This window comes from Desulfoscipio gibsoniae DSM 7213 (assembly GCF_000233715.2).
In the GTDB taxonomy this organism is placed as follows: Bacteria; Bacillota; Desulfotomaculia; order Desulfotomaculales; family Desulfallaceae; genus Sporotomaculum; species Sporotomaculum gibsoniae.
Window position 1 is genome coordinate 1,416,628 of record NC_021184.1, and the last position, 25,884, is coordinate 1,442,511.

The 25,884-nt window shown below is 42.2% G+C and carries 25 protein-coding genes; 21 read left to right on the forward strand and 4 right to left on the reverse strand.

The genetic code is table 11. The features are described from left to right. Positions 1 to 34: 34 nt before the first annotated feature. On the reverse strand, positions 35 to 271 hold the full coding sequence (locus DESGI_RS06615) for a YkoF family thiamine/hydroxymethylpyrimidine-binding protein (protein ID WP_006522686.1): 237 nt from the start codon (positions 269 to 271) through the stop codon (positions 35 to 37). Positions 272 to 491: 220 nt separating this feature from the next. On the opposite strand from DESGI_RS06615, the gene DESGI_RS25610 reads away from it, so the two are divergent. The 4 genes from DESGI_RS25610 (at position 492) to DESGI_RS06635 (ending at position 3,153) form a co-directional block, all read left to right on the forward strand. Next, positions 492 to 1,343, forward strand: a complete 852-nt coding sequence (locus DESGI_RS25610) for a L,D-transpeptidase (RefSeq protein ID WP_006522687.1) — start codon at positions 492 to 494, stop codon at positions 1,341 to 1,343. A 180-nt stretch (positions 1,344 to 1,523) separates the two neighbouring features. After that, positions 1,524 to 1,967, forward strand: a complete 444-nt coding sequence (locus DESGI_RS06625; RefSeq protein WP_006522688.1) for a demethoxyubiquinone hydroxylase family protein — start codon at positions 1,524 to 1,526, stop codon at positions 1,965 to 1,967. Positions 1,968 to 2,041: 74 nt separating this feature from the next. Continuing rightward, entirely contained in the window at positions 2,042 to 2,662 is a 621-nt protein-coding gene (locus DESGI_RS06630; RefSeq protein WP_006522689.1) for a cytochrome b/b6 domain-containing protein, read from the forward strand. A gap of 20 nt (positions 2,663 to 2,682) precedes the next feature. After that, positions 2,683 to 3,153, forward strand: a complete 471-nt coding sequence (locus tag DESGI_RS06635; RefSeq protein WP_006522690.1) for a hydrogenase maturation protease — start codon at positions 2,683 to 2,685, stop codon at positions 3,151 to 3,153. Positions 3,154 to 3,184: 31 nt separating this feature from the next. Here the strand turns inward: DESGI_RS06635 and DESGI_RS06640 are convergent, their stop codons facing one another. Then, positions 3,185 to 3,625 (reverse strand): universal stress protein, encoded by a 441-nt coding sequence (locus DESGI_RS06640; protein WP_006522691.1) that lies wholly within the window; start codon positions 3,623 to 3,625, stop codon positions 3,185 to 3,187. A gap of 425 nt (positions 3,626 to 4,050) precedes the next feature. On the opposite strand from DESGI_RS06640, the gene DESGI_RS06645 reads away from it, so the two are divergent. After that, positions 4,051 to 4,740 (forward strand): tRNA (adenine(22)-N(1))-methyltransferase, encoded by a 690-nt coding sequence (locus DESGI_RS06645; protein WP_041285275.1) that lies wholly within the window; start codon positions 4,051 to 4,053, stop codon positions 4,738 to 4,740. Continuing rightward, positions 4,734 to 5,870, forward strand: coding sequence for a Nif3-like dinuclear metal center hexameric protein (locus tag DESGI_RS06650; RefSeq protein WP_006522693.1), 1,137 nt, complete (start codon positions 4,734 to 4,736; stop codon positions 5,868 to 5,870). Before DESGI_RS06645 ends, DESGI_RS06650 begins: the two co-directional genes overlap by 7 nt. A gap of 179 nt (positions 5,871 to 6,049) precedes the next feature. On the opposite strand, the gene DESGI_RS06655 is transcribed toward DESGI_RS06650, so the two are convergent. Together DESGI_RS06655 and DESGI_RS06660 are read right to left on the reverse strand one after the other, a co-directional pair. Further along, positions 6,050 to 6,724: a response regulator transcription factor gene (locus tag DESGI_RS06655; protein ID WP_006522694.1), complete on the reverse strand. Its 675-nt coding sequence runs from the start codon at positions 6,722 to 6,724 to the stop codon at positions 6,050 to 6,052. A 52-nt stretch (positions 6,725 to 6,776) separates the two neighbouring features. Then, on the reverse strand, positions 6,777 to 8,459 hold the full coding sequence (locus DESGI_RS06660) for a GAF domain-containing sensor histidine kinase (protein ID WP_006522695.1): 1,683 nt from the start codon (positions 8,457 to 8,459) through the stop codon (positions 6,777 to 6,779). Between the two features lie 331 nt (positions 8,460 to 8,790). Between DESGI_RS06660 and DESGI_RS06665 the strand changes: the two genes are divergently transcribed. The 15 genes from DESGI_RS06665 (at position 8,791) to DESGI_RS06730 (ending at position 25,878) form a co-directional block, all read left to right on the forward strand. Next, positions 8,791 to 10,665 carry a XylR N-terminal domain-containing protein gene (locus DESGI_RS06665; protein ID WP_006522696.1) on the forward strand — a complete coding sequence of 625 codons (1,875 nt, stop codon included), beginning with the start codon at positions 8,791 to 8,793 and terminating at the stop codon, positions 10,663 to 10,665. Between the two features lie 109 nt (positions 10,666 to 10,774). Further along, on the forward strand, positions 10,775 to 11,764 hold the full coding sequence (locus DESGI_RS06670; protein ID WP_006522697.1) for a D-2-hydroxyacid dehydrogenase: 990 nt from the start codon (positions 10,775 to 10,777) through the stop codon (positions 11,762 to 11,764). A gap of 55 nt (positions 11,765 to 11,819) precedes the next feature. Further along, positions 11,820 to 12,956, forward strand: coding sequence for a 2-hydroxyacyl-CoA dehydratase subunit D (locus DESGI_RS06675; RefSeq protein WP_006522698.1), 1,137 nt, complete (start codon positions 11,820 to 11,822; stop codon positions 12,954 to 12,956). After that, positions 12,957 to 14,159, forward strand: coding sequence for a 2-hydroxyacyl-CoA dehydratase subunit D (locus DESGI_RS06680; protein WP_006522699.1), 1,203 nt, complete (start codon positions 12,957 to 12,959; stop codon positions 14,157 to 14,159). A 55-nt stretch (positions 14,160 to 14,214) separates the two neighbouring features. Beyond that, positions 14,215 to 15,996: an indolepyruvate ferredoxin oxidoreductase subunit alpha gene (gene iorA / locus DESGI_RS06685; protein WP_006522700.1), complete on the forward strand. Its 1,782-nt coding sequence runs from the start codon at positions 14,215 to 14,217 to the stop codon at positions 15,994 to 15,996. Between the two features lie 4 nt (positions 15,997 to 16,000). Further along, entirely contained in the window at positions 16,001 to 16,588 is a 588-nt protein-coding gene (locus DESGI_RS06690) for an indolepyruvate oxidoreductase subunit beta (RefSeq protein WP_006522701.1), read from the forward strand. A 102-nt stretch (positions 16,589 to 16,690) separates the two neighbouring features. Continuing rightward, positions 16,691 to 18,022, forward strand: coding sequence for a phenylacetate--CoA ligase family protein (locus DESGI_RS06695; RefSeq protein WP_006522702.1), 1,332 nt, complete (start codon positions 16,691 to 16,693; stop codon positions 18,020 to 18,022). 317 nt (positions 18,023 to 18,339) lie between these two features. Further along, positions 18,340 to 18,447 carry a symporter small accessory protein gene (locus DESGI_RS26295; RefSeq protein ID WP_006522703.1) on the forward strand — a complete coding sequence of 36 codons (108 nt, stop codon included), beginning with the start codon at positions 18,340 to 18,342 and terminating at the stop codon, positions 18,445 to 18,447. A gap of 28 nt (positions 18,448 to 18,475) precedes the next feature. Then, entirely contained in the window at positions 18,476 to 20,107 is a 1,632-nt protein-coding gene (locus DESGI_RS06700; protein ID WP_006522704.1) for a sodium:solute symporter family protein, read from the forward strand. Between the two features lie 35 nt (positions 20,108 to 20,142). Further along, entirely contained in the window at positions 20,143 to 21,447 is a 1,305-nt protein-coding gene (locus DESGI_RS06705) for a phenylacetate--CoA ligase family protein (RefSeq protein WP_006522705.1), read from the forward strand. Between the two features lie 43 nt (positions 21,448 to 21,490). Beyond that, complete coding sequence (locus DESGI_RS06710) at positions 21,491 to 21,949, forward strand: GNAT family N-acetyltransferase (protein WP_006522706.1); 459 nt, start codon at positions 21,491 to 21,493, stop codon at positions 21,947 to 21,949. A 390-nt stretch (positions 21,950 to 22,339) separates the two neighbouring features. Beyond that, positions 22,340 to 23,197, forward strand: a complete 858-nt coding sequence (locus tag DESGI_RS06715) for a 3-hydroxyacyl-CoA dehydrogenase family protein (RefSeq protein ID WP_006522708.1) — start codon at positions 22,340 to 22,342, stop codon at positions 23,195 to 23,197. An 18-nt stretch (positions 23,198 to 23,215) separates the two neighbouring features. Beyond that, positions 23,216 to 23,995: an enoyl-CoA hydratase-related protein gene (locus DESGI_RS06720; protein ID WP_006522709.1), complete on the forward strand. Its 780-nt coding sequence runs from the start codon at positions 23,216 to 23,218 to the stop codon at positions 23,993 to 23,995. A gap of 203 nt (positions 23,996 to 24,198) precedes the next feature. Next, entirely contained in the window at positions 24,199 to 25,377 is a 1,179-nt protein-coding gene (locus tag DESGI_RS06725; RefSeq protein WP_006522710.1) for a M24 family metallopeptidase, read from the forward strand. Between the two features lie 261 nt (positions 25,378 to 25,638). Further along, the gene (locus tag DESGI_RS06730) at positions 25,639 to 25,878 is read left to right on the forward strand and encodes an acyl-CoA synthetase family protein (RefSeq protein WP_006522711.1); all 240 of its coding nucleotides are present in this window, start codon (positions 25,639 to 25,641) and stop codon (positions 25,876 to 25,878) included. Positions 25,879 to 25,884: the final 6 nt, after the last annotated feature.

The window sequence follows — 25,884 nt, forward strand, 5'->3', positions numbered from 1 at the left end:
ATATATGTGTTGCCAGGCATCCGTATTTGCATTATTAAACCGCCGAATTGGAAATAGTGACCACCATGTTAACTTCGTTTTGGGCTCCGGCCCGGTCAAATAAGTCTCGTAACCCAGCCCATACTTCATCATCTGTACCCTGCAGTCGGGTGGACATGGAACCCACCTGGGTTTGCAAGTCATGCTGTCTCAGCGTATCCAGTGAATTGTTGATAATCTGGCTGGCGTTGGTTGTTTTTTGCGGGTAAAGAGACACCTCAGCCGTTAGCATTTTATTTCTCCTCCAATTTAAGTATTTTTTAAACACTATATGTAAAGCTATACCCCGCCAAGCCACAAATTATTTGACCTGGTATAATTTCCAAAACTTATTTTTTAGTCTACCTGCCATACTAATAAATGAATCAGGCTTGCTTGAGTAAGGCGCGTAGTTAGGAATAGTTAGGTCAACGTTTCAATTTTCAACAACCGGTACCAGGGGGAGGAGGTAAATGCAAAATTTATTGAAATTGGTATTAATAGCAGTGGCTATTTTGTTAATCTTTGGTCAATTAAACCTTAAACAAAAGATTCAGCAAAAACCAATCCCTCAAAATAAGCTTCCTATTGCACACCAGCCTGTTTACCCGAATAAGGATAAACAAAAGGCTTCGCTGGTCCCTCAAAATACTAAACAAGGTTGTGTTATATTTGAGAACGACAGTGTGGTGGTCTGCCGCTTAGACCAGGAATACGATGTTATTAACAAGCAAACGGGACAAACTATAAGAGTTAGTCACGGTGGTGTTGTTCACAATATTAATGATAAACTGGCCGGTATGCCCCCGCTGGTGGGGCATGCTATAGCAGAAGGTATTAAGCTGGTTGATGGCGATGAAATAACCGTCATTGGCATTGAGCCTACATTTAAAGTGTTGGCTGCCTACCCCAATCCCCGTACTGGCCGGGATAAAATTATCATCAACAAAGGAACCAATACTTTATATTTATACAAAGAAGGCGAGCTGTACAAAAGTTACCCGGTGGCCACCGGAAAAGATCCTCTGTATACACCCGAGGGTGTTTTCAAAATAGCCAATAAAATTGAGGACCATGGCCGGGAATTAAAGCCGCAGCTGGGTGATCGCTGGATGGGCCTCGCCGTGCCTTTTGAACAAGATAACCGGGCCGTAAAAGACGCCAGAGCACCGGTTGGTAGCAAGTATGGCATTCATGGTACCAATGAGCCGGATTCTATAGGTAAACATGCCTCGGGCGGGTGCATCAGGATGGATAACAGGCAAGTTGCCGAGCTTTTTAAATTGGTCGAGGTAAATACAATCGTGGAAATCAGGCACCAGTAATTATATGTTGTAATGAAATGGGAATTGCTTTTTGTGTACAGTTTTTCTATTATTCGAAACCTGATTTAATCAATTTTATTCCGAAGGGAGTACAAATCCAGTCATGGGGCTTGCTCTATGTTTTTGGTGAAAATGGTTTTTAGGAATAGCTGAAAGCTATGTTTCATGACTGGGACAACCATGGACGATAAAACAATAATGGCCAAATTAAATTGGTTTTATAGCCTGGAGCTGAGCCAGGTGGATTTATATACAGCCCAGGCCCATGCTGTGGAGGACATTTACCTGGCTAAAACTTTTGCCAGAATAGCAATGATTGAGCAGCAGCATGTAGACAAGCTGGCCGAGGAAATTAAAAGACGGGGGGGGATGCCCACCAGTCTGGGAGATGTTATTTCGCCCCTGCTTGGGAAATCCGCCGGTACATTTAGTGGTTTGCTGGGACCCAAGATGATACTTAAAATGAATATCACTTTGGAAGAAAAGGCCATGCAGGATTATAAAAATATAATCATGCATGTTGGAAATGACCAGCATCTGTTTGATGTTTTATGGGACAATCTGATTGACGAGGATCTACATACCGCGTGGTTTACCAATAAGTTAAAGGAGTTTGAGCATTAGGAACTTCCCTAGCCATTTTAACGATTTAACCCCTATATGTAAGAGAGACAATATATTAAGCCGGAGCGATAGGTATGATATTTGACAATAACCTGCTGGGATTACGACTAAAAGGCATTAAAACTAAACGCCACAGCCGGACCGCCAGGGCGTTGCACTGGGTGCTGGTGCCGTCTTTCTTGCTGCTGGCAGCCAGTGGTTTTTATATCCATAAACCCACCGGTGCACGCGGCTTTCGCAGTATGGATGCCGCAAGGAAAGTGCATTTTACCGCACAGTATTTCTTGGGCTTTTATCTTTTGTCCCGGGTATACTATGCTGTGGCCAGCCGGGATTACCGCAAGCTGTTCCCCGGTGCCGGCGACATAGCCGATGTCCCGAGGTTTGCCGCTTACGAGCTTTTTTTAAAAAGGCAACAGCCCAACTATCCCAAGTATAACCCCGGGCAAAAGTTGTTGTTTTCTCAAATGGCCATATTGTTTATAACACAATTGGTCACCGGAGCGGCCCTTTATTCCCCAGGCAAGCTGCAAATGTTGAGCCGTTATTTTGGTGGTTTGCACAATACCCGCCTGGTGCATTATTTAGTTGCAGTTATCTTATCAAGCGCGGTGGCGGGGCATGTTTATTTTGCGTTTACCAACAGCTTGGGAAAACTTAAATCGATTTTTACCGGTTATTTTAGGCCCAAGTAAAAGCTGGGTGGTGGTCATTAGTGAAGCAGATTGCCGTAGTAGGACTGGGCAACCCGTTATTAAAGGATGACGGAATTGGTCCCCGTGTGGTTAGGGAATTACAAAAAACCGGTATGCCGCCGGGCGTTCGGGCTGTTGAGGCAGGAGGCGTCCTGTGGAGCTACTGGAATTTACTCAGGGAGTGCAGGCATGTAATTGCTGTGGACTGCATGCAGGGGGGTGGTCCAGCGGGGGCTGTTTATCTAATGGGCCTGGAGCAGCTAAACAAAATAGAAACGGGAGCGGGGTCGGATGCCTGGATAGGCCATGAGCTGCACTTTCTGGATGCGCTAAAGTTAGCTGCTCACTACGGGGTTAGACCGGAGGTGACTATTATTGGCGTGGAGCCCGGCGAAATTAGCTTCTCCCTTGAACTATCGCCGGTAATTGAAGCCAGGTTGCCCCGGCTGGTGGAAATTGTGCGGGAACGGTGTTGGTGTTTGATGAGGTGAAACCCCCTTCTTGGTAAAGAGAAGGGGGTTTTTAAATTAAGCAAACTGTTCCGGCGGGGATTTCCTGCAGCTTATTTTTAAACCACAGCCATCCTTTGGATTCATTGCGGCAGAACCTTGAAGGGCTGGCGATGAATATCTTGTCATAATGGTTTTCTGTGCTCATTTCTTTGATTTTTTCATCCTGATCCCTGCTGGTGACGACTACCCGGGGATCCAGGCCTGCTTCTTTAAAAATGGGGATGATTTCTCCGTCCAGGACTTTGTTCCTCAGCCTTTGGGTAACCATTTTGTATTCAAAGTCCGGCATCCAGAAGCAAAGTTGGGGTATATCAGGGTACATTTGGTTGCACGGGGGATTTACATAGAGGACATCCAGTTGGGCATCCTCTAATTTGGACAGCCATATCGCTTTTTTAATCGCCCCCGTAGAGTATTGGGCACCGTTTACCGCCAGTAACATTCTGGTCATATTCATGGACCTCCTTATGGTTATTAACTTAATTGGATTTACTTGCGATTGGCTTTTCGGGCAACCAGCGTTTAGTTGCTGCTCTTGCCAGATCGGGTAAGGCTTTGTTTCATTTGCTGATCATATGATACGCCAATGCCCATTTTTGTTCAACGAGTTACGGTTGTTTTAACTTTTTTGCAGTTTATCCGGTAAATGTGGTATGTCGAAAATTTCACTTGGCTATAATGGTGCTGGTTAGCTGGTTAAAACGCAATAAATGACCGCTTATTTGTTTTGTTACGGTTATAACAATGATATCAATGTGGTAGCCCCTTCGTATTAATTGTGGTATTAAACTACATCGTCTTAATGGGCTATAATATTAAGGGAACTAATTGCCTATCATGGGCATTGTTTGATAGATAGGGGGATGTATAGTGGTAATGGAGTTATCAAAGCGGTTGGCCACGGTAGCCCGGCATGTGCCGGTCGGCGCGACGGTTGCGGATATCGGCACAGACCATGCTTATTTACCTGTTTATCTGGTCCGGCGGGGTATATCCCCCCGGGTGGTGGGAGTTGACATAAACCAGGGGCCGTTTGATGCAGCACACCTCACCGTGCGAGCCAGCGGGTTGGATGAGTATATCGATTTACGTATGGGAGATGGTTTTAACATCATAAAACCAGGCGAGGTTAGTGTAGTGGTGGTGGCCGGTATGGGCGGTAAAACAATATGTAAAATACTTGCGCAGGGCAGGGAGGTGTTGCAGCACTTACGGCGGCTGGTCCTCCAGCCCATGCGGGACATAGTTATGGTGCGAAAGTGGCTGACAGATAACGGGTGGCGGTTGATGGATGAGGAGATGGTAACCGAAGATGGACACTATTACGTCATTATAGTGGCTGAGCCTGGTTTTGAAAAAATTAAAAACAGCTTTGCATTGAAGCTGGGGCCGCGCCTTCTGGAAAAGAAAGATGCTGTATTGAGGGAATTTTTGAAAAGAAGGATAATAGAAATAAATATTATACTCGGGGAAATAACCAGTGCCCATAGCTCAGAGGCAAATACCCGTGCCCAGGTATTAAAACAAGAGGCTGAGGAAATAGAGGAGGTGTTGTCGAAATGGTAGATAAGTCAAAGGTGGTACTGGCCAGGGACTTGGTGCGGGTAATGGAGCGGTTGGCCCCACTGGAGTTGGCGGAAGAATGGGATAACAGCGGCTGGCAGGTGGGTGACCCTGATGCTAGGGTGCATAAGGTTTTGCTGGCACTGGATGTCACCCCGGAAGTGGTGGATGAGGCCGTGGGAAAAGGTGTCCAGTTAATCATTAGCCACCATCCCATGCTACTCAAGGGCGTTAAAGCGTTGCGCCGGGACAATCCGGCAGGGAGCCTGCTCTTCCGGCTTATTCAGGCCGGTATTGGTGTGTATTCCGCCCATACCAGTCTGGATAGTGCCGAGGGCGGGGTTAATGATGTGCTGGCCCGGGTACTGGGGCTACAGCAAATCGAGGTGCTGCAGCCGGTGCGATACCAGCAGCTGCTTAAATTGGTGGTATTTGTGCCCGCTGCCTATGCTGACGCAGTACGGGAGGCCCTGGGGCGGGCAGGTGCCGGCCATATCGGCAATTACAGTCATTGCACCTTTAACCTTAACGGTACTGGTACGTTTTATCCCCGGGAGGGTACTAGTCCGTTTATTGGTAAAGTCGGCCGTTTGGAGCGGGTGGAAGAGGTACGTATAGAAACCATTATTAATAAAGAGAAAACCGGTGAAGTGGTGCGAGCCATGTTGGAGGCTCACCCATACGAGGAAGTGGCCTATGATCTTTATCCCCTGGAAAATAAAGGGGCGGCCAGTGGGTTGGGCCGGATTGGCCGTCTGCCCCTTACGGTTACGCTGGCCGAACTTGCCGGTACAGTACAGCAAGTGCTGCAAGGGGACTGCTTGCGCTATGGCGGAGATCCCCACACTTTGGTGCAGCGAATAGCTGTGTGCGGCGGCTCAGGTGGTGATCTGTGGCCTCAGGCCGGGCAAAAGGGTGCTGATGTGCTGGTTACCGGGGACGTGCGCTACCATGCCGCCAGAGACATGCTTGCGGCAGGAATGAGCTTTATCGACGCCGGACATTTTGCCACCGAGCGGGTGGTGCTGCCTCCGCTGCGCGAGCAGTTAACCGTAGCTTTGGCACAAGCCGGGCTGGCAGTGGAAATTGCCGTAGCCACTTGCGAAACCGAACCCTGGATCGGGGTACGGTAAACCCGCTCTATTTAAAATGTTCGTTAGCCTTTAAGAGCTTTTTCGAAAAGGTAGGTTTTGGTGCCAGGTGTTGAAAGGTTGAAAATCAAGATTTTCAACCTTTCAACACCTGGCACCTATCAAGGCGATGCAAGCTTTGAGGGGTTGCATTTATAAAAAACCCTTTATTAAGGGTTTTTTTATTTAGAGCTTGCTTTTAATATTTTAATACCTTCAGTTATGGCTTGCGACCGGTTTTTTACACCCATTTTTCTAAAAATGTTTCTTAAATGTGTTTTTACAGTATCTATCGCCAGGTGGGTGGCTGCTGATATCTCCTTATTAGTCATCCCTTTAATCAATTGATAGAGTATTTCTTGTTCCCGTGGTGTCAGATCGATGGTCTGCGGCACCCACTTAACTTCCTCATTATAATCAGAATGGTTCGTTAGTTTAATATAATCATCTACAATTTGATTAAAAACTGTGGGATCAATTACCCTTTCCCCACGGTATACACTTTTAATAGTGTCAATCAATTTATCCCGGGAAACGTGTTTTAAAACATAACCGGCAGCTCCAGCTTCTAATGCTTGCCGTACGAATTCCGCATCTTCAAAAATAGTTAGGAATATAATTTTTATTTCCGGAAGATCCTTTAGTATTTGCTTGGCAGCTTCAATACCGCTAATCCCATTCATTTTTATATCCATTAAAATTATATCCGGTTTTAATAGTTGAGATAACCGGTAAGCTTCTTCAGCATTGTCACAGTTATCAACTATTACGATATCTTCACATGCACTCAACATATAAATTAATCCTTCTCTAATCATTGCATGATCATCTACTACAATGACCCTTATCTGTGTCATATAAACCTCTCCCATTTAGAAAATAATATATATTTTGATGGTCTGATTATATCTATTCTTTAATTTCTTCGTATTCTTGTATTGGTATAACTACTTGCACCTGTGTGCCTTTACCAGGTTCGGAATTGATTTTACTGGTACCGTTTAAAAGAAGGGCTCTTTCCTTAATGCTGGCCAAACCTAGTCGGTTTTGGATTTGGGATTGCTTTAGGGCCGATTTGCATAATCCAGAGCCGTTATCTGTAATAGATAGTTTAATTTCATTTTTATCAACAGAAAAATCGACCTTGACTTTTGTTGCCCCGGAATGCTTAATTACATTGGTGATTATTTCCTGGTATATGCGAAAAAGGGTAATCTCCAATTTTGATGGAAATCTTACATTTCCCTTACCCAGAGCTAGTTCTATTTTCAAATTGTGCTGTTCCTGTATTTTTTCGGAATATGATTCAATGGCAGGTACCAAGCCGTAATTATCAAGTATAACCGGTCTTAAATCGTAAAGAATTCGTCTGGTATCCTGTATCTGTTCACTTAATATCGCGGTTAAATCACTAATCTCTTGATACCATTCCTTCGGGTCTTTATTGCTGTTTGAAGAAATTCGTTGCATGCGATACCAAATACCAATAAGTGATTGAATTATGCCGTCGTGGAAGTCTGAAGCAAGGCGCTTTCTCTCATCCTCTTGGGCGGTGATTATTTTATTAACCAATCTGTGTAATAAAAATTCTTTTTGACTAAGTACATCAACAAGTCGTGCATTTTCCATAGCAATGGCCGTAACCCTGGCTATGGCGGAAATAATTTCGGTTTCTTCGTGGTCAAATCCCTTTGGCCCATAAGGCCTGTCCACTTGTAAAATACCCAGGGTTTTATCTTTTTTTGTAATAGGTGCCATAACCATCCAACTATAATTAAAATCTTTTATTATATCAACCGGTATATATTTTTTTATATTTTTTGGTGTAATAATTACAGGACGTTTATTTTTTATAGCTATATTTATGGCGGGGAAAATAGGATAGTTTTTTAAAGCTTTAAATTTGTCCTTTAATTGATTGTCATAGCTCCCCACGGCTACTGTTGGAAGAATAGATTCTTCATTCTTATCCAACATATACATACAGGTTCGGGCAAGAAATAAATCTGCTGTTAACTGGGCAACTACATGAAGGACTTGTCGTATATCCAAAGTTGAACTAATGGTGCTGATTACTTCCAGCCATGCCGCTAGTTTTCTAAACTGACGATCTTTTTGTGATTCAAAAATTGACTCTTGAATAATATCCGCCATGTGACGGCCCAGTGACAGTGCTTTTATTAACATGTAATCCGCGGTACCGGAGTCGGTGTTAAAAATACCTACCTCCATTGTGCCCACAGGGTCGCCGGTCTGTAAAATTACCGGTAGAGTTGTATATGCCACCGGGTGTAAAGACTCTAACAATTTTTCTTCATTTATTTCTGATTGATTTATATTTCTATATAAAGCATCCCAATATGCTTTTTTGTTTTCTGTTATGGGAATGAATTCATTCTCCGCATACCACCATACAGGAGGGCTGCCTTCCCTAACCAGCACCAGGGCGGCCCGCCGGAATTCAAAGGAATGAACAGAAGTTTTTAGCACCTGTTCCAGGGTTGTTTCCAATTTTTTGGTGGTCTTAAAGGAAGGACTTACCTGACAAGCGAGGATTAATTCCGTCTTCGAGGGTTTAATATCTATTTGCAAATTTCAGCCCCCTTTCCTTTTAAGTAATTTTACAGCCGCCTAAATTATCTGTCAACTTTTTGAACACATGGATTAACCTAAAAAGGTTAACTCTAAAGTCTTTAATGATAGTTAAACCAGTAAAATCCATAAATCTACCATTCGCTTACAAAAACTTATTTTATACATGGAAAAGTTGTATTATAAGAGGGAGTTTGTTAATTATTTATCTATATAATGTTATATTTGGATTTTTAGAAATATACTAAAATACAAAGTTTATTTGTACTACATCGCCAATATAAATTAGATTAACACCGTGTTACACTATATTTACTCCGGAGGGAAGTACATGGGAGATTTTAACCTTAGGGATTTGTTAGAATTTAGGCCTGAAGAAGGAGTTATTTCGCTTAAAGAAAGCAGAATGGTCCTCTTAGAGGCCACAGCTTTAAGTTACTTAAAGCACGATCTAATTTATACTCTGGGTCAAAACATTGCGCAAGGAATTTTGTTTCGCTTTGGTTACAGGTGCGGTTCTTACGATGCAAAAATGGTTGCCTCGGATTACGGCGGAGAGATTAAACACATTGGTCTTGGTCCTGCTATTTACCGCTGGAAAGGAAACGGCCAGGTCAAGGTTATCAAAGAATTACGCTTTGGAACTAATTTTAACAGGTATTATGCAGAAGGAAAATGGGAAAATTGTCATGAAGCCGAGCACTATAAAAAGTTATATGGTCTATCAGAATTCCCTATATGTTGGATTTCAACTGGTTATGCCAGTGGTTTTACCAGTGTTATTACGGGTCAGGAAGTAATTTGTCTAGAAAAAACATGCGTTGGCATGGGCCATAAAAATTGCAGCTGGGAGATACGCACCAGGGATAATTGGGGGAATCTAGCTATTAAAGATTTGTATGATATTAACTGTAATTTTAACTTTAAAGATCTGCAAACTATGATAGCAGAACAAAAATCTATTGATTCTAACCGAAAAATGACTCAAATAATTCTTGAAGGTGCTGGCATACAAGGGATCGTACAAACATTAAGTGAAATGCTCAACAGTCATGTTATCATTTTTGACCGTTTTTTAAATGTTCTTACGCAGTGTTGTAATGAACAAGATAATAATTTACAAATGGATATTTTGAGACAAGAATTGGAAGAGTATCTAGACAAAAATTTAAATTTTGCGTTGTCTAATTCAATTAATAAACTTTCTTGCTGGATGGATAATTATGAACAACAAACATGGATAATATCACCTATCATTGCTGGTTCTAATATATGGGGCTATCTCCTGGTTAAAGAAAAAGATAATTATACGGATTTAAGCTTATTTACTATTGAACACGCCAGCACGTTGTGTGCCCTGGATTATCTAAAAAAGGACTCAGCTTTAGAGGTGGAGTTGCGACTCAAAGGTGACCTACTTGATGAGATATTTTCAAATGGTGCATTAAACACAGAAGAAATTTTACCCAGGGCCATGAAGCTGGGCTGTGATTTAAAAATGCCCCATCAGGTATTTGTTTTAGATTTAATTAATTTGCATGGTAATTTTAACAAAATCAGTCCGGCGGGCGATGTTTTTGAGTTTGTTAAAGCAGGCATAGGAGATTTAATTAAACATCACTTGCCAGGCAGCTTATTAGCTGTCAAAAAAAACCGGATACTTGTTTTGATGAGAATCGGCCAGGATGAAAAGCAAGATGATCACATAGCCATATTTTCATCACTGACACGTCAATGGGTTAATGAACATTTACCGAATTATGCCGTAAATATTGTATGGGGTCGTACATGTCAGGATTTGGATGATTATCGTAAATCGTTCCAGGAGGCATGGAAGGCAGCAAGTATACTCAAAGAATTGGGTCGCCAGGATGAGGATATAGGATTTAAGGATTTAGGAATTTACGCTTTATTGTGGGAATCAGATAACAAAGAACAATTAAAGGATTATGCCCTATCCATACTTAAACCCCTAATGGATTACGATCGTGATCATAATACTAATTTTCTCTGGACTTTGGAATTATTTTTGGAGAAAAAATGTGGGCTTAGTGAGACTGCAAAAAGCTCTTTTGTACACATTAACACTTTACGCTATCGTATCAAAAGAATTGAAGAGTTAATCGGAATTGATCTTTCAAGCAATGAAGGCAGATTCCAAGCTCAACTGAGCATAAGGCTGCTTAAATTAATTGGAATGTCATAATTTGATTAAAATTATCTGAATCCTTTGAATTATAGCAATTTTGTTATAGTAGTATGGAAACCTCTGCAGAGGGTTGGCCGGCTAAAAAAATATTTTGGAGGTATGTCCAATGTCGGAATTTAATCCTTTAAACATTTTAATTGTCCAGGAAGAGGCGGAAAAGTACGCTAACTTAATTAAGGAGAGGTTTCCCCAAAAAGTTGCTAATGGCGAAATTAATCTAATGTTGGCTTTAAATGAGGTATCTTTACCGGATAACGTACTAGATACTCATATCATTGGAACATGGCCCCTGTTTGATGAACTTGCACAAATGCCGGACTTACAGTGGGTGATGACGTTTAGCTCCGGGGTAGATCACTGGGAAAAATGGGGCAAACTACCATCTCATGTTCCTCTGGTACATTTACCCGGTGGTTCAGGAATACCCGTGGCGGAATTTACCATTGGGTTAATGCTAAATCTCACTAAAAAATATAATGAGATGTGGGATAACCAGAAAGTAAATAAATATGACCGTATCCAGGGTGGAGAATTATATGGCAAAACACTGGGCATCATTGGCCTGGGTGGAATTGGCCGGGAAATTGCTAAAAGGGCTAAAGCATTTGATATGCATGTTATAGGCACAGAAATCAGAATTATGGATATACCCTGCGTAGATGAAGTTTATTTAAACAACCAGTTTGAAAAGGTACTGCAAATGAGCGATTTTGTAGTATTATCTTGCCCGGAAACCAGTGAAACCCTTGGCATGATGAACGAAGACCGGTTTAAAATGATGAAGAAAACAGCGTATTTTATCAACTGTGCCCGTGGTTCGCTGGTAATTAAAGAAGCACTTATTAAGGCCCTGGAAGAAGGTTGGATTGCCGGTGCTGCCAATGATACCCACTGGATTAAAAAACCACTTCCATCATACCTGCCACCGGATGATGAACTTTGGAACACCAAAAACCTAATCATTACTCCGCATGTCTCCAGCTGGACTGATATGTATGCACAGCGGTTCGGGGCGATATTTGTAGAAAACATAGCACGTTTTATCAATGGAGAGCCGTTGGTTAGTGTAGCTCCGGGATTTGCCGCACCAAGGTAATAGCTTATTACTATGCTGCCCGGTAGAATGAAGTAAACGGCTGAAAGGGGTAGTTATGACAGCTAATGCACTTGTTAAACAATTCTATGATGTAGTTAATAATCCCGGTAACGCTCCACGTGAATGGCAAAAACAACAGGGTGGCAGGGTTATTGGGTGGCTAAAAACAGATGTTCCCGAAGAATTGATCCATGCAGCTGGTTTTTTACCCTACGGGATTGTGGGAGGCAAGACAAAATTTAGCCGGGTAGATGCGCATTTACAGTCGTGGGCTTGTTCTCTTATGCGCAGTTGCCTGGGAATAGCCTTAAACGATGAATTAAACTTTCTGGATGGATTAATTATTCCCCATACCTGTGATACCACCCGCATGGTATCAGGTATCTGGAGACAAATTCACCTCCTGCCTTATATGGAGAATTTTTTTCTACCCCGGCAGGTGGACCGGGCTAGTTCTAAGATGTTTATGCTAGCAGAATTAATGAGACTTAAAGAAAGCCTGGAGGTGTACTCGGGAAGTGCAATAACAGAAGAAAACTTGAGAAACAGCATTGCTCTCTATAATGAAAACAGGGGTCTTATGCGTCTTTTGTTTGCGATGCATGAAAAAACCCCCGGGTTAATTAGCTGTCGCGACCTGTATACCGTAGTAAGAGCTTCAATGATGATGCCTAAAGAAACGCACAGTCACTTGTTAGAGCAATTGTTGCAGGCACTGCGCATTCAAAATAACGTTTATCAGGGACGTGATAAAGTTAGAGTTATTATATCAGGTCCGGTCTGGGAACCTCCTGAATTAATGGATATTATCGACAGTAAAGGAACTGTGGTGGGAGATGATCTCCTTACCGGTTTCCGATATATAGCTAGCGATGTCAATACGGAAGAGGAACCGCTGGCAGCACTAGCTGAAAGACAATTAAATAGAATACCCTTTGCATGTTTTGATAGTACCCAGAATCCCCGTCGACAGTTTTTAGTAAATCTGGTCCGCCAAAAGCAAGCTAAAGGTGTAATTTTCCTACATCTGAAGTTTTGTGAACCGGAAAACTACGATTACTATGATCATAAATTGGCTCTTGAAAAGGCCGGTATCCCCAGTACACGCATTGAAACAGAAGTTGGGGGAGTCTCAGTGGAACAGATGCGTACCAGAATTGAAGCTTTTTTTGAAATGTTGGGGGGGATTTAAATGGCACCCAAACAGGAGTTTAAAACGACTGCAATGTTTAAACAGTTAATGTCCCAGTATTATGCTCAGGGAGTAGAAGCAAGGAGGAAAAATATTCCGGTAGCCTGGGTTACAGCAGTCTTTCCTGTAGAAATTCTTTATGCAGCAGAAGTTTTTCCCTATTATCCGGAAAATTTTGGTGCGCTGGCTGCCGCTCGAAAAATTGCACATGATTTATCTGAATTGGCTGAAGCCAAAGGATATTTTTACGATCTTTGCGGTTATGCCCGGTGTGGTATTGGAGATGCTTATGCACAGGAACATCCTGTTGGAGAGATCGAGCGACCGGATATAATATTTTGTTGCAACACACAGTGCGGCAGTTTGCCCAAATGGTTTGAAGCGGCCAGCCGATTTTATAATGCACCATATTTTCTGTTAGATGCACCGCTGATAGAAGATGCCTGGGAAGAACAGGTAAAGAAATATTTTATTAAACAGTTAGAAGAAATGATTGACTTTTTGGAACAGTCAACGGGTAAGGCCTTTGACTATAACCGCTTAGTTAGAGTACTCGATTTATCTAACGAGGCGTGCAGGTTATGGAATGAAATATTGGACACAGCGGCGCTTAAACCTGCACCTTTCGGATTTTTTGATGCATGTTTTCATATGGCCCCAATTGTCACCTGGCGTGGTACAGAGGAAGCTGTGACGTATTACCGGGCTCTAAAAGAAGAGCTGGATGAACGTATTAAAAAAGGTATATACGCCATCCCTAATGAGCGTTACAAAATATATTGGGATCATATACCTGTTTGGCCACGTTTACGGTGGTTTGCAGATCTCTTTGCTGAGCACGGGGCTTTGGTGGTAGTTTCTCAGTATACCCATTCCTGGGCGTATAATTTTGACCCGTCAAATCCACTGGAAAGTCTTGCTGATAATTACTTGAAATCCTTTGTCAATCGTAGTTTTGATAAGCGGATTGATTTAAAGATCAATTTTATGAAGAAATACAATGTTGACGGCTTTGTATTATTCTCTAACCGAAGTTGTAAGCCCAACGCATTCGGCCTTTATGATAAAAGTAATGTAATAAAAAATGTTACCGGTTTGCCAGGAGTTGTGTTTGAGGCTGATATGTCGGATCTGCGTTTCTTTTCTGAGGAACAGGTAAGGTCCAAAATAGAAGTGTTTGTGGAACAGTTAAAGGAAAGATAAGAGCAGCAATACAATTTATAAATTGTGGCAATGAGTAATAAGGAGGTTATACCCTTTGAGAAAGCTTATGTCGGGAAACGAAGCCATTGCCTACGGGGCTTACCTCAGCGGAGTTAAAGTAGGTTCGGCCTATCCGGGAACACCCAGCACGGAAGTTATGGATAATTTTTCAAGGTACCCTGGAGTATACGCTGAATGGGCACCTAATGAAAAAGTAGCGCTGGATGTCGGGATAGGCGCTGCTTATGCCGGAAGCAGGGCTATGGTGGCCATGAAGCATGTCGGTCTTAATGTGGCTGCTGATGCTCTCTTCTATAGCTCCTACACAGGGTTGAATGGTGGACTGATTATTATTAACGCCGATGACCCTGGCATGCACAGTTCGCAGAACGAGCAGGATAACCGGGTTTATGCAAAATTTGCTAAAGTACCCATGCTGGAACCGGCTGATAGCGAAGATGCCAAAACATTTGTAAAAGTTGCATTGGAGCTTAGTGAAACCTTCGATACTCCAGTGATATTAAGGACTACCACTCGGATATCTCACTCCAAAAGTAGTGTAGAGTTGGAAGATAGTGCGGCACCCGCATCGGAAAAATCTACATCGCCGGCCTATAATCGTGATCCGGGTAAATTTGTTATGGTACCGGCCAATGCCAGGCGCAGGCATCCGGTGGTAGAAGACAGGTTGGCAAAGCTGGCTGCTTATGCCGAGACCGCTGAGATTAACCGCATTGAAATGGGGAAAGAGCAGTTGGGTATCATTGCCGGTGGTATTGCCTACCAGTATGCTCGAGAGGTGTTTCCAGACGCTAGCTTTTTAAAGCTGGGCATGGTTTACCCGCTACCGCAAGAATTAATACGCAGTTTTGCGGCAAAGGTTAAAGTGTTATTAGTAGTAGAAGAACTTGAGCCCTTTATTGAAGAGCATATTCGTCTTATGGGGATACCAGTAAAGGGTAAGGGTGTTTTTCCCATCACTGGAGAATTTAGTCCTCATCTGGTTAGGGAATGTGCTGCTAAAGCAGGATTAATAAATATGGAACAGGATAATTCAAGTACTACAGTATCCCAGCCTGAGTTGCCGGTCAGACCTCCCATGCTATGCCCGGGGTGTGGTCACCGGGGGGTTTTTCATACCTTAAGCAAGTTAGATGTCTTAGTGCTGGGGGATATAGGCTGTTATACCCTGGGTGCCGCTCCGCCCCTGTCGGCAATGCATACGTGTGGATGTATGGGAGCCAGTATTGGTGTGGCTCATGGCGTAGATAAGGCGGGGGTAAGTGACCGCAGCGTAGCTATTATTGGCGATTCCACGTTTTTCCATACCGGCATAACCCCATTGATTAATGTGCTATATAACCAGGGTACGACAACCACCATTGTACTGGATAATAGGGTTACCGCTATGACCGGGCACCAGGTAAATCCCGGTACGGGACTTACACTGCAAAATAAGGAAACCAGAGAAATTAATATCAGTGGTCTGGCTAAAAGCATTGGTTATGAAATGGTTGACGAGGTTTCACCATACGACTTAGATAAATTGTCCAGCGTAATTGAAAAACACATCAATAGTTCTCTTCCATCCCTAATATCAGTTAAGCACCCCTGCGTTTTAAATGTGAAAGAAAAGCACCCGGCCCCGGTTGTTGACCAGGATATCTGTGTCAATTGCGGTACCTGTCTGGAACTGGGATGCTCACCTCTAACTCAAGAAGAGGATCATGTAAGTATCAATCCCTTGTTATGTAATGGTTGCGGTTTATGTGTTCAGGTTTGTCCCGCAGAAGCTATTTTAGTAAACGATGATAATAACGGCAAGGAGAGGAGGTAGGCAGGTGAAAAACAAAATTGACTTTATGTTGGCCGGGGTTGGCGGTCAGGGTACTATTTTAGCCAGTGACATACTGGTGGAAGTGGGCTTAAAATTAGGATATGATGCTAAAAAATCGGAAGTACATGGAATGTCCCAACGGGGTGGCACCGTTGAGAGTCATGTTCGCTGGGGGGAGAAGGTTTATTCCCCGGTAGTCGAACGAGGGAAACTGGACTATTTGATTGGTTTTGAAATGTTGGAGGCTGCCCGTTGGACTTCATACATGAATAACCAGTCAGCGGCTATAGTAAATCGCTACCGTGTGCCGCCGCCATCGGTTAACTTGGGTCTTGCCAGTTATCCGCCGGATGAGGAATTGCAGCATTTTATCGAGACCCGGGCCGAACAGTTCCAATGGGTGGAAGGAAATGCAATTGCACAGGAATTGGGTAACCCGGCTGTGGCAGGTGTCGTATTGCTTGGTGTGCTGGCATCAAAACTAGGCGGTAGTGAAGACGTTTGGTTAGAGGTAATTGAGCAATTAGTTCCACCCAAATTTATTGATTTAAATAAACAAGCATTTATTAGAGGAAAAAGGCTTAATGCTTAATTTTAATATGAATACTTGGGGTTGATAATTCCTACCAGCCCCATACGATTTCTATTTTCTGAAAATTAAAATATTTTACACTATTAAGGAGGGTACACTTATATGTCTAAAAAGCCCAGCCATAATCTAATTTGGGATCGCAGTGCCGAATGTATGTCGTTAAGTGAACGCAAAGAATTACAGCTTAACCGTTTGCGGGATTTAATAGAAAGGGTATATGTTCAGTCTCCTTTTTACAGAAAATTATATACGGAGCATCAGATAAAACCCCAAAACATTAGATCGCTGGAGGATTTACAACAGCTACCTTTTACTGTTAAAAGCGATTTGCGTGATAATTATCCTTTTGAACTTTTTTGCACGCCTTTAAAGGAGGTTGTCAGGTTACATTGTTCCAGTGGGACAACCGGCAAGCCAGTTGTATCAGCTTTTACAAAAAACGATTTAGACATGTGGTCTGAAATGATGGCCCGGTCCTTCACATCAGCAGGTACAACCAACCGTGATGTTGTGCACGTCTCCTATGGTTACGGATTATTTACCGGAGGTCTCGGGGCGGATATGGGTTCCTTGCGGGTAGGAGCCTCCACTGTACCGGTCTCCGGTGGATTAAATAATCGCCAGATTATGCTGTTAGAGGACTTTGGTGCAACGGTTCTGGCTTGTACCCCTTCCTATGCACTGGTCATTGCTGAGGCGGCAGCTCAATTAGGTGTGGATATCCCCAGCAGGTTTAGATTAAGGACCGGTATATTTGGTGCAGAGCCCTGGACCGAAGAAATGAGGGCGGAAATTGAAGAAAAGTTGAATTTAGAGGCCTATGATATTTTTGGCATGGGTGAAATAATGGGTCCCGGAGTAGCGGTGGAATGTCCTTACCATAATGGCATGCATATTCAAGATGATTACTTCTTGCCCGAAATTATCGACCCTGATACAGGGGAACTGTTGGGACCGGGTGAACAAGGTGAATTGGTGTTAACTACATTAACGAAGGAGGCCATGCCCCTGATTAGATACCGTACCAGAGATATTACCAGATTGGAATATGAACCTTGCCCGTGTGGACGTACCAGTGTCCGTTTTCATAAATTAGCCGGGCGCACAGATGATATGCTGATTATCCGCGGAGTTAACGTTTTCCCATCCCAAATAGAAGGCGTTTTGCTGCGTTTTGAGGAGTTGGAACCCCAGTATCTGTTAATGGTAGAAAGGGTAAATAATTTGGACCGCCTGGAGGTTCTTGTAGAAGCCAAAGATGAATTTTATAACCTTGGTGAGGAGGCTATCGAAGCGTTTTCTAATAAAGTTAAACATGAATTACACCAGATGTTGTATATCTCCACTAAAGTTACCATTGTACCGCCAAGAACAATCCAACGCAGTGAAGGTAAAGCCAAACGTATTATCGATAAACGAAAAGAGAGTATTTAACAAACATCTCATAAACACCAGTTGCAGAATCATGACGATCATTAGCACTTTTATACGGATAGTTTTTATTCATCAGGAAGCTTGGATAGCATCTTACTTTAACAGCCTGTTAACCAAGCGTTCTATTACGCCGGGCTAAAAGGAATCCAGCTTCCTATTTTTCTTTCTTTGTGCTTATGCTTGAACTTGCCGGCCTGGATTTGTAAATGATACTTTCCTTGCGATACCAGCCCAACCATATCATATCTTATTTTTTTCATCAGATTATTCAAAATGTTTAGAATGTAATACGGGTTATCTCCAAGGGGGTGAATTTAATGTTGGGTTTAGAAAACACAGGCGTTATAATTGCTTATGTTTTGTCTGTCGGCGGTGCTGCATTATGTGTTGTTTATGGAGTTCTTAAGTGGAACAGTAAAGATTAATAATTTTAAAAGAGAAAGGGGTTAAATTATGAGTTACGGGATGCTCCTGTTTATTGCCTTGCTGTATATAGGTATAACCGTATATTTAGGCTGGTTAGGGTATCAGCACACTAAGTCAAGTAAGGATTATATGATTGCAGGAGGCGAGGTGCACCCTTACCTGATGGCAATGGGGTACGGTTCAACTTTTATCAGTACCTCCGCCATTGTGGGGTTTGGTGGCGCTGCTGCAGTTTATGGCATGAGTCTTTTATGGTTGACGGCTTTTAATATTATTTGCGGTGTATTTATTGCTTTTGTGATTCTGGGTACTAGAACCAGGTCGATGGGAGCAATATTAAATGTTCAGACATTTCCCGAAATGCTTGGGGTGCGTTTTCGGTCAAAATTTATCAGAACATTCAGCGCAATTGTTCTTACTGTTTCCATGCCGCTTTATGCTGCCGCTGTAATGATAGGTGGAGCACGGTTTATGGAACAGGCATTGCAGGTTAATTATACAGCTGCGTTGTTAATTGTTGCGTTTATCGTTGGTGCCTACGTTATGGCCGGAGGTATGAAGGGTGTGCTTTATACCAGCGCATTTCAAGGAACCTTAATGCTGTTAGCCATGTTCTTACTGATGGTTTTGACATATGTCAAATTAGGCGGTATTACCGCTGCCCACCAGGCCCTTACGTCTTTAGCCGATAAGGTGCCTGCATCACTGGTGGAACAGGGACACATGGGCTGGACTGCCATGCCGGAAACAGGCTCTATATTGTGGTTATATGTTATTACCACCCTGGTAATGGGTGTAGGCGTTGGCGTGCTGGCGCAACCCCAGTTGGCAGTACGTTATCTAACAGTAAAAAGCAATAAAGACCTTTACCGGGCGCTGGCTCCTGGTGGTGTATTTATATTAATGATGACCGGGGTTGGCTTTACAGTGGGTGCTTTATCAAACGTTTTCTTTAATGATAAATTTGGCAAGATATCTTTATTAATGGCCATAGATCCTGCTACCAATGCTCCTAATATAGATAAAATTATACCATTATTCATAACAGAGGCTATGCCTTCCTGGTTAGGTTATCTCTTTTTATTAACTCTATTAGCAGCTGCTATGTCTACCCTTAGCGGGCAAATCCATGCCATTGCCACTTCCGTGAGCTATGATCTATTTAAATCTAGCCGTGGTGACAAAGGGCAATTAAAACTGGCTCGTTACGGTACCCTATTTGGCTTTTTAGTTACTTTATTAATAAGCTTTATATTACCCGGAAATATTATTGCAATTGCAACCGCAATATTTTTTGGTCTTTGTGCTGCTTCGTTCTTGCCTATGTATGTTTCGGGACTTTTTTGGAAAAGGGCTACGGTTCCCGGAGTTACCTGGGGCATGGTTGTCGGTACCGTGGTATATGTTTTTGATATGTTGTTTATGCATACCAAAGAGGCTACGATTTTTAAGGTGTCGCAATTGATTTTAGGTAAGGATACTATTGCCGGCTTTCCCTGGAATGTTATAGATCCGCTAGTTATAGCTCTTCCGGCAAGTATAATTGTGACTCTGGTTGTTAGTTTAGTAACTAAACCCATGGAGCAATCACATATAGATAAGTGCTTTGGTTTTCAAAGTTTAAGGAATCAAGAAACAACTAATACATTAAATAGATAATTTATGTTTTAAAATTTTTTAAAAGGAGGATTAATATGCCATTCTGGCAGCAGGATTTAGAAAGCATGTCCCAGGAGCAAATCCAAAAGTTGCAGTTAAAAAAAATACAAAACCAGGTAAGTAAATTATATAAAGATAATACTTTTTTTAAAAAGAAACTGGATGATATCCAAGTAAAACCGGGAGACATTAAATCCCTGGAAGATGTTAAATATATACCCTTTACCTATAAAGAGGATCTTCGTAATAATTACCCCACAGGGCTGGTTTGCGGAAATTGGGACAATGTCATAAGGATACACATGACCTCCGGTACAACTGGTGTGCCTGTGGCAATGGCATACACCAAGAACGACCTGGATGTTTGGGCTGATTGCATGGCTAGAAATTTTGTGGCCGGCGGTTTGCACAGCGGTGATATAGTACAGCAGGCACATGGTCTGGGCTTGTTTACCGGTGGTTTGGGTTTTCATTACGGGCTTGAGCGTGTTGGGGCAAAAGTTATTCCCACTGGTTCCGGGGGTACGGAAAGACAATTACGGTTAATGAAGGAATGGGGCACAACGGTATTTACAGGTACTCCTTCTTATGCTCTATATTTGGCTGAAATCGCCATGGAAAAAGGCATTGACCCTGTTAAGGACTTAAAATTGCGCCTAGGCTTTCACGGAGGGGAACCCTGTACCGATGAAATGAGACGGCGGATAAATGAAAGACTTGGTTATACCGCTCGTGGTGGAGGTATGCGCCGTTGTTATGGTTTAACGGAAATGGGTGGTCCTATGAGTATGGATTGCCATTATGCTACCGGAATTCACCTTTGGGCGGACCACTATATGGTTGAAGTGATTAACCCTGACACAGGAGAATATACACCACCCGGGGAACCTGGGGAACTTGTCCTCAGTAACTTGAGCTTTGAGGCTATGCCCATCTTGCGTTACCGTACCGGTGATCGTGTAATAGTTGATTTTTCACCGTGTCCTTGTGGGCGTACTCATCCCAGAATAACGAATTTTTTAGGCAGAGTGGATGATATGTTATTGGTAAGCGGGACAAATGTGTTTCCTAGCCAAGTGGAAAATGTATTATTGCAACAGTCCGAATTGAGTGAAAATTGGCAATTGATGGTGGGTGATAACAAAGGGTTGCATACGCTGCGGGTTGAAGTAGAACCTATGCCGGGAGTTATCATTAGTGAAAAATATATTAAAGATTTAGAAGGAAAACTTCACGACTTTCTGGAAATAAGATGTAAGGTTGTTATTATGCCGGTTGGCAGTCTAGCCCGATTCGAAGGGAAGGCTGTTCGGGTTGTGGATGAACGGAAAAAAATATAAAATACATTATAATAAGCAACATGCACTTAACGGAGTGTTGTAGATGGACCAATATATAACTCATTATTTGAATTCATTTCTGAAGGATCTAATAGTAATTGTAGAAAATATTATAAAGGATAAAACAAAAAAACAAATTATTAGTAGTGATACTGATCATATTGCTATTTTTATATCTAATAGTCTTAGTGATAACCACGATAATGAATTCATTATTGATCTAGAATTAAACCTATCAGCAAAAACAGCGGTCTTGTTTCATCTTGCTTTGCCCAAAGAAAATAGGAATCAGGGATATGGCTCATTAATTGTCAATGAAATAGAAAAAAAATTAAATGCTTTGGGTATACAGTATGTGTCATTACCTGCGGAGCACCACTCTACTGATTTTTGGTTAAAGTTAGGTTACCAGTTTAAATTTCTTTATGAAAAGGAGTTTTATAGGAAAAATATAGATCGCCATTATCCCAGTGTGGCTTATGAATTAGAAAAATATCTATAATACCAAGAATTATATCCTGGTTATTACCGGCCAGGTATTTTTTTTGTGGGTTTTGGGGTAATGTAAAGTCACCCAAAAGCATTAATTCTTTTTTCACCCGGCAAAAACCTTTTTACATTCCTTTTAGTGATTTAAACGTATGTCATTATATCGTATAGTTAAATTTAAATAAGTCTAAAGCATCATAGTTCAAAAAACTGTGCCGCTGGGACGGCGGTCACATGCCTGGGGAACTAGGTTGCAGTAAGGACCTACTATGAACCAGGAAACTCCGTAACTTTGTTTTGCTCATGGAAGCCCCTTCCTGAGCGGAGCGAAGGGAGGGGTAGTTCACTTTCTTTTACTTATCGGGTAAAGATTTTAAAAAATTTTTTAAGGAGTTGATAATAATTGGCTGTTAAAACAGTAGCAGTATTAGGTGCCGGTGCTATGGGAGGCGGTATTGCTCAGGTGGCTGCCCAATCCGGTTATAATGTTATATTAAATGATGTAGACATTAAATTTGTAAATAAAGCCATGGAACGAATTGATGCCTTTATGCAAAAAGGTATTGAAAAAGGTAAATTTACTCCTGAACAAAAGGAACAGGTACTGGGGCGTATCAATGGTACCACAGATATGAATCAATTTGCTGATGCCGATTTGGTAATAGAAGCCATAATTGAAGATCTTAATGTTAAAAAGAATGCTTTTAAGGAATTAGACAATATCTGTAAACCGGAGACTATTATTGCCACCAATACTTCATCCATGTCCATTACAGTACTGGCTAATGAAACCCAAAGACCTGCACAAGTGGTTGGTATGCACTTCTTTAACCCACCGCCAATCATGAGGTTGGTGGAAATTATTCGCGGTTACTATACAAGTGATGAAACAGTGGCCATTGTTGCCGATGTAGCCAAATCAATGAGGAAATCAACAATTGAAGTTAAAAAGGACTACCCGGGATTTGTAGTTAACCGGTTGATGTTGGTTCAATACCTGGAAGCTATTAGATTGGTGGAAAACGGTGTGGCAACTCCTGAGGATGTAGATGCTGCACTAAAGCTTGGCCTTAACCACCCAATGGGGCAATTTGAGTTGCAAGATTTTGCCGGCGTTGATATCGGCTACCATGTTTTAAATTACTTATATGATGAGCATAAAGAGGCATTCTGGACCCCCCCGCAAAGCTTGAAAAGTTTGATCAATGCCGGGCGCTTTGGTCGCAAGACTGGTGCCGGTTGGTATGACTATAAAAAGTAATTAAGGGGGCAATGAATATTGCCATTTAAAACTTTATTATTTAGTAAACAAGATACTATTGCTGTTATAACATTAAACAGGCCTCCCATGAATGCCTTAAATAGCAAAGTATATAAGGAACTGGGAAAGGTCATTGACGAACTAAACGAGGACTCTTCGGTAAAGGTCGTTATTGTTACCGGGGCAGGGGAAAAGGCCTTTGCCGCAGGAGCAGATATAACCGAAATGGTTAACTTATCCACCACGGAAATGCATGAATTTTGTTTAATATCACAAGATGCATATAATAAATTTGAACAATTAAATAAACCAACCATTGCAGCTATCAACGGGTTGGCGCTGGGTGGCGGTTGTGAATTGGCGATGACTTGTGATTTTAGGCTGGCATCGGAAAATGCCCGGTTTGGTCAACCAGAGATAAACTTGGGCATAATTCCCGGTGGTGGAGGCACTCAACGATTGCCTAGATTAATTGGTTTAGCCAGAGCCAAGGAGTTGCTTTACCTGGGCGATATGATTGATGCTGTTACGGCGGAAAAGTATGGCCTGGTTAATAAAGTGGTGAAGCAATCCGAACTGATGAACGAAGCTATGGCTATGGCCAAAAAATTAGCATCCAAGCCTGCGGTAGCCATGAAGGTGCTAAAAAATACCGTGAATAACGGCGTAGAAATGAATATTACTTCCGCTACCAATTTTGAAACCAATAGTTTTCTAGTTACGTTTTCCAGTGAGGATAGGCTTGAAGGTATGAAAGCATTATTAGAAAAAAGAAAGCCTAATTTTAGTGATAAATAAATTAAATTCATAATCAGCCGCCAGTTTTCTAGACTGTCGGTCTTTTTTTACTTCAAAAGCATTTAATCATTTTGAAGGCTTTTGCAGTGCAATCTAACTGTATTATGAAAACATTGTTTTAATCTTTGCTGGAAAAAAAATCCGTTAGGAGTTTGTGATATAATCAGAATTGTTTAATAATCAGATACAGAGGTGAGTTATATATGCGATTTACTCCTCGAAGCGAGTTAATGGTACGAATTTCCAAGCTTCAGCAAGCGATGTCTGATGCCGGGTTTGACGGAATCGTTATAGCCCAAAACGCGGATTTATTTTATTTCGCAGGCACGGTTCGGCAATCCAACCTATACGTTCCGGCTAGTGGAGTTCCAGTTTTAATGGTCAGAAAAAGCTTGGACCGGGCCAGGGAGGAGTCTAACTTGGGGGAAATAGTACCGCTTTCAAACTTAAAAGAAATGCCCAATGTACTGGCATCATACGGTTATCGGAATTTGGGCGTGCTGGGATTTGAGATGGACGTATTGCCGGTAGCACTGTTTATGCGTTACCAGAAAATACTTCCATCGGCAAGACTGGCAGATGCCAGCGAGTTAATCAAAAGGGTCAAAATGGTCAAATCGGCTTATGAAATAAACCTCATGAAAGAGGCTGCCAAGATAAATCAAGTTATCTTTTCACGGGTCAGGGATTATTTGCGGGAAGGTATTACCGAAATAGAGCTCGCGGGTAAGCTAGAGTTGTTATCACGACAGATGGGAAATCAGGGTTATATAAGAATGCGTGGGTTTAACCAGGAAATGGCATTCTATGTCATATCCGGGCCAAACCTGGCGGAGCCCAGTTATCTGGACACCCCAATTAGCGGAACAGGGCTCAACGTCTCTTTGCCCCAGGGAGCGGGCTACAGGAAAATCCAAGTAAACGAACCTGTAATGCTTGATTACGGTGGCGCATTTGATGGCTACATTGTGGACCAGACCAGGACTTATTGCATCGGCCGTTTGCCGGAGAAAATGACCCGGGCCTACGAGACAGCGATAAGCATACAGGAAGAACTTAAGCAAAAGGCGGTGCCGGGGGTGTTGTGTAAAGACCTTTATGCACTGGCCGTTGATATAGCTAACCAGGCTGACTTGGGTAACCATTTTATGGGTTACTCCGATGCTGTGCATTTTGTGGGCCACGGCGTAGGTATCGAGTTGGACGAGTGGCCGGTATTGGCTAAAAGGTTCAATATTCCTTTGGAAGAAGGCATGGTTATGGCTATAGAACCCAAATTTGTGTTCCCCGAAGGGGCTGTGGGGATTGAGAATACGTTTGTTGTCAGGAATAACGGGCTGGAAACAATCACTGAGTTTGACGAGGGAATTATCTATCTATAAAGGAATGTATCAGGGGAATTAAGGAAGATTTGCGTCCAAAAAAGGCTCAAATGTCGCATGCTAGTCGACTTTGAGCTTTTTATTATTTAAAGAAGAAATCATTTTTGAATGACTTCAATTCTGACAATTCAGAATATTGTATTAATAAGCGTGCTGTAATTTGGCATGCTTTTTGTTTACTTAAAATATAAAATTAGTGTTTGTGAGATGTCAAAACCACCAAACTGGGGTATAAAGTGATGTGTTAGCTTAATAGTAAATATGGGGAGGGGATGTGGAGAGATTGGCAACCTGGATCAGCTTGAGATAATGGTAGAGGCCAGTGAAGAATTTTATAATCAGGGAGAAGAGAGTATTGAATATTTTACCAAAAAGCTATATTATGAAATGCATCAGACGCTGTATATATCCAGTAAAATAACTATAGTGCCACCACGGACCATTCAGCGTAGTGAAGGCAAGGCCAAGCGGATTATCGACAAGCGTAAAGAAAAAAATTAAATTTAT